Source organism: Pseudomonas sp. NFACC14 (genome assembly GCF_900106885.1).
Classification (GTDB): Bacteria; Pseudomonadota; Gammaproteobacteria; order Pseudomonadales; family Pseudomonadaceae; genus Aquipseudomonas; species Aquipseudomonas fluorescens_AA.
Window position 1 is genome coordinate 1 of the sequence record NZ_FNOA01000052.1, and the last position, 3,414, is coordinate 3,414.

1 protein-coding gene is annotated in these 3,414 nt (G+C 65.8%); it reads right to left on the reverse strand.

The window, feature by feature from the left end:
* Window positions 1–3,414 (reverse strand): non-ribosomal peptide synthetase (locus tag BLU85_RS30020; protein ID WP_139212830.1); only part of this gene is annotated, 3,414 nt, incomplete at both ends.

Below are 3,414 nucleotides of genomic sequence, written 5' to 3' on the forward strand. Positions count from 1 at the left end.
GCCGAAATCCGTGGCGGTGCGGTTGAAGTCCGCCAGCAGCAATTGCCGCTCGGTGTCGGGGAGCACGTCCAGATCGCTGGCGAGGCGTTCGGGAGCCTGTTCAAGGGCTTCGACCAGCGCGGCCACGGCCTGGGCGAGGTAGGCGGCGATGCGTTGCGGGTCGATGCCGGTGATGGATTGGGCGGTCACGGAGAAATCCTCCCCTTCATCCGCCACGGCCACTTCGATCGGGTAGTTGGTGCGCGCTTCGTTGCTCAGGAACCGCACGCCGTCCCAGGCCAGGACCTGGTCGTCGTTGGCCAGCGAGCCGCCGTCGGTCTGGTGGCGGTAGTTGAGCAGCGTGGTGAACAGCGGCAGGCCCGCGCCAACACCGCTGCAACGTTGGGCCAGGGCCAGGGAGGCCTGTTCGTGGGCGAGCAGTTCGCTGAGGTCGCGATAGGTTGCGTCCACCAGCGCGCTGGCGCTGAACCCGGCCAGTTGCACCCGTACCGGCAAGGTATTGATGAACGCCCCAAGGGCCCGATCGGCGCCCAGTGAACCTTGCAGGCGTCCGGCGACCACGCTGCCGAACACCACGTCGTCGCGGCCGGTGCAGCGCGCGAGCACCTGGGCCCAGGCAATATGAAACAGCACGGCCGGCGTCACCCCGGCCAGGCGCGATTGAGCGCGGATCCGCAGGTTCAGGGCCCGGTCGAGGCGCATGCTGGTCTCCACCACCTGGGCACCGTCACCCTGCACATCCAGCACACCGAACGGTGCGGTGGGCTCCTCGATGCTGGCCAGGCGCCGGGTGAAATAGGCTTCATGGGCCTGGGGCGGCGTGGCAAGTACCTGGGCGACAAACTCCCGATAAGGCATGGGCGTCGGCAGGTTGGCGCCTTGGCCCTGCATCAACAGCTGGATTTCTTCGAGGACGATGCCCAGGGACACGTGGTCGCTGATCATGTGATGGTCCAGCAAGGCCAGCCACCAGCGTTCGGACTGCGGGTCCTGGGCGATGCAGGCGCGCATCAAGGGGGCCTGTTGCAAATCCAGGCGCAGGTGGCGCGGATCGCTCAAGCGCTCCAGTTGGACGCGTGGATCCTCATCGGCCGTCAGGGTGATGGGATGGATCGGCAGCCCGGCCTGGCGCTGCACCACTTGGACCGCTTGCGGCTGCCCGACCCAATGCACGGCACTGCGCAGGATATCGTGGCGGTCGATCACCTGTTGCAGGGCGGCGATGAAGGCATCGAGCCGCTGACGGTCGTCGAACTCGATCATCGAGCGCACCAGATAGGCGTCGCCTTCGTGCCCCAGCAGATGATGGAACAGGATGCCCTGTTGCAAGGGGGCCAGGGGATAGATGTCCTGGATGTTCGCGGCCCCGCCAGGGACGGCGTTGACGATTCGTTCCAACTGCGCCGGGGTCAGTTCCACCAGGGGCAGCATGTCCGGTGTCAGCGCCGTGCAATCGGCCGGGATGCGGTTGGCCGGGGCCAGGAACAAGGTTTCATCGCTGCGACTCAGGGCCTGGGCCATTTCCCGCAGGCTGGGCGCGGTGAACACGGTGCGCACCGTGGCGCTCAGGCCATGCTGGCGCAGGCGATCGATCAGGCTCACGGCCAGCAGCGAGTGCCCGCCGAGTTCGAAGAAACGGTCATGCCGGCCGACTTTCTCGATGCCCAGCAGGTCTTGCCAGACCGTCGCGACGATCTGTTCGATCTCGCCCCGTGGGGCCTCGTAGGCTCGGCTGGCGAACGCTTCCTGGCCCGGTGCGGGCAGGGCGCGGCGGTCGAGCTTGCCGTTGGGCGTCAGTGGCAGGGCCTCGAGTTGAACGAAGGCGCTGGGCACCATGTATTCGGGTAGGGCTGCCAGCAAGACGCTGCGCAAGTGCTCCACCGGCACCGGTTCACCGCACAGGTAAGCGATCAGCCGCTTGCTGTCCGATTGGCCGGGTTGGCTTTCCTGGGCCACTACCACTGCTTCACGTACACCGGCACAGCCCGCGAGGACGGCTTCGATCTCGCCCAGTTCCACGCGGAAACCGCGGATTTTCACCTGGTCGTCGTTGCGTCCCAGGTACTGCAGGGTGCCATCTGCCAACCAGCGGCCGAGGTCACCGGTCTTGTACAGGCGTGCGTCCGGGTCGGTACTGAACGGGTCGGCGATGAAGCGCTCGGCCGTCAACGCCTGGCGGTTGAGGTAACCGCGCGCGACACCGACGCCGCCAATGTGGATCTCGCCGGCGACCCCGAGCGGGACGAGGTTGCCGTTGGCATCAAGGACATGCAGTTGGGCGTTGCGCACCGGTTTGCCGATGGAGCGGAAATCGTCGTGGTCGCTTTCCATCAGGCGGATCGAGGCATTCACGGTGGCCTCGGTCGGGCCGTAGGCGTTGAACAGCGCCGGGCGATGGCCGGCGCGGGCGAACCATTGGCTCACGGCCTGTTTGCCCACCGCTTCGCCACCGATCATGAACTGGCGCAACGAGGTCGGCAGCGGCACATGTCGGTCGCGGCTGACCTGTTGCCAGAACACCGTTGGCAGGTTCGCGACAGTGATCCCATAGTGTTCGCACAGCGTGGCGAAGGCAGCGGTGCCGGCAATCCAGGCATCGCTGCGCAGTACCAGGGTGGCGCCGGAGAGCAATGCACCAAAAATCTCTTCCACCGACATGTCGAACGTCATGGTGGCGAATTGCAGGATGCGATCACGAGGGTTGAGGCCATAGCGCTCTTGCAGGGCACCGATCTGGTTGCACACCGAGCGGTGCTCGAGCATCACCCCTTTCGGTTTGCCTGTGGAGCCGGAGGTGTACATGACGTAGGCCAGGTGCCGGGAAGTCAGGCCTTCGATCCGTGGGTTGTGGTCATCGCCTTCAGTCGTGTCGTCCAGCAACAACTGCGTAATCTGCAATGGTGGCAGTTGTTCAGCCAGCAGACCCTGGCTGAGCAGGACCCGAGGCGAGCTGTCGCTGAGCATGTGCTGCAAGCGATCCTGCGGATAATTCGGGTCCAGCGGCACATAGGCACCGCCGGCCTTGAGGATGGCCAGGATGCCAATGATCATCTCGGGGCTGCGTTCCACCAGCAGCGCCACACGCTCATCCGGGCGAAGGCCGGCGGCGATCAAGCGGTGGGCGATACGGTTGGCCCGGGCATTGAGTTCGGCGTAGCTGAGTCGGGTGCCCTCGGCCTGGACCGCGATGGCCTGTGGCTGGGCCTGCGCATGCTGTTCGAACCACTCATGCACCAGCCTGCCCTCGGGAAAGGGGGCGTGGGTCTGGTTGAAACCGCCGAGCAGTTGCCGGCGCTGCGCATTGTCCAGCAACGGCAGAGTCGCCAGTGGCTGCGTCGCGTCGTCGAGCAGGGCGTCGAGCAGGTGCAGCAAGTGCTGGCCCCAACGGGCGATGGTGCTTTCGTCGAACAGGTC